Source organism: Myxococcus sp. CA039A (genome assembly GCF_013336645.1).
Taxonomy (GTDB): Bacteria; Myxococcota; Myxococcia; order Myxococcales; family Myxococcaceae; genus Myxococcus; species Myxococcus llanfairpwllgwyngyllgogerychwyrndrobwllllantysiliogogogochensis.
Genome location: NZ_JABUMQ010000645.1, coordinates 1 through 1,657, shown reverse-complemented (window position 1 = coordinate 1,657; position 1,657 = coordinate 1). Strand labels below are relative to the sequence as shown.

Sequence of the window (1,657 nt, the reverse complement as noted above, 5' to 3'; positions counted from 1 at the left end):
GACAGCCCCGGGGCCGTGCCGACACCACGGCCTTCCCCGCCCTTCGCCCACACCCCGCGTGAATGGGCCCGTCCACTCCCCTGTCCTCGAACCCGGGAGCCTGGCCCCGTGACGACCTCGTCCCAATCCGCGAGCGCGCTGAGCGACGCTTCCAGCCCCGCGAAGTACACCTCCACGAAGTGGGCCCGCTGGCTCTGGTGGTTGGTGCTCGCGGTGCTGCTCGTCGCCGCCGTCGCCGTGGGTCAGCACCCTCGCCGTGGCGTGGACTTCCGCGTGTATCTCACCGCCGCCGAGCGCTTCATCGAGGGCACGGACCTCTACCGCGTCTCCGACGGCACCATGCCGTTCAAGTACGCGCCCGTCACCACGCCCCTCTTCATCCCCTTCAGCTTCCTTCCCCCGCGCATGGCCGTCGCGCTGTGGAACGTCGGCTCCATCCTCGCGCTCGTGGCCGTGGCCCGCCTCACCCGCCGCTCGCCGCACGGCCCTGGTGAGGCCGCGCCGTGGTCCTGGGCCCCCGCGCTCACCACCATTGCCCTGCTGCCCGCCTTCACCTTCGAGCTGTTCTACGGCCAGGTCGACGTCGTCATGCTGCTGCTCGTCGTCGTCTCCGCGCTCGGCGCCGAGCGCGGCCAGGTGTGGCGTCCGGGCGCGGCCTTCGCGGTGGCCTTCCTCCTCAAGCCCCCCGCCGCGCTCATCGGTCTGTTCTTTCTCTGGCGCCGCCACTGGCGCGTCATCGGCGCCACCGCTGTTTTCGGCGTCGTGCTCTCGCTGCCCACCCTGGCGCGCTATGGCTGGGACGGCACCCTCACCCAGTTCCAGATGTGGAGCGAGACGCTCGCCCGCACCACGCCCCCCTGGGTGCTCAGCACCAATGCGCAGGGCCTGCCCACGCTGCTCATCACCCTGTTCCACCCGGGCTCCGTCGCCACGCCGCCCTCGTTCGCCATCACCCTGGCCCAGTTCGTCGCCATCGCCCTGTTCCTCGCGGGCGTGCTGTGGGCGCGGCCGGGCCCCGCGGACCTGCTGGCCCTGTGCTGCCTGGGCGTGACGCTCCTGTCACCGTTGGGCTGGCGCGCCAACTACGTGCTCGCCTGGCCGCTGGTGCGCGCCGCCACCGAGGGCCGCTTCCGCTCCAACCTCACCCTCGTCGGAGTCATTGCCGTCATCGGCACCATGTTCTCCGACAAGGGATTGGGGTTCGACTGGTCTCGCGACGTGCTGCTGATGCGCCCTTTCGCGCTCGTGTACTCCGCGTTGCTGATCGCCATGTTGTGGCAGATCCGCCAACAAGGTGCGCCTCGCGCGATGACGCTCGGTGACACTCTCGCCCGTTTGCCTCGCACCCTGCGTGGCATGCGGGCGCCGTGACGCATCCGTCATCTTCCTGGCCTGAAAGTGTCACGGGGTCCGGACACCCCTGAAACATGGCGTCGCTATATGCGCGTCAGCCATGTTCGAAACGTTCGACAGCGCCTCCGATGTTGCCTCGGCGCGAAGGTTCGCGCTCTCCACCACGGCGTCCGTCGCGGTCTTCGTGCTCATCGGAGTCGCCGTCGTCTCCTTCGCCGGCAAGGTGCGCGAGGTCATCCAGGAGAAGAAGGGCACGGACGTCGTCTTCCGTCCGCCCCCGCCTCCCGTCGTCGAGGTGAAGCCC

Annotated in this window: 1 protein-coding gene and 1 pseudogene; both read left to right on the top strand. The window is 69.8% G+C overall.

The annotated features are described in order from the left end of the window. The first annotated feature begins 108 nt into the window (after positions 1-108). Positions 109-1,371: a glycosyltransferase family 87 protein gene (locus HR086_RS46720; protein WP_174459046.1), complete on the top strand. Its 1,263-nt coding sequence runs from the start codon at positions 109-111 to the stop codon at positions 1,369-1,371. 82 nt (positions 1,372-1,453) lie between these two features. Next, a pseudogene (locus HR086_RS46715) lies at positions 1,454-1,657 on the top strand (energy transducer TonB); the annotation flags it as partial.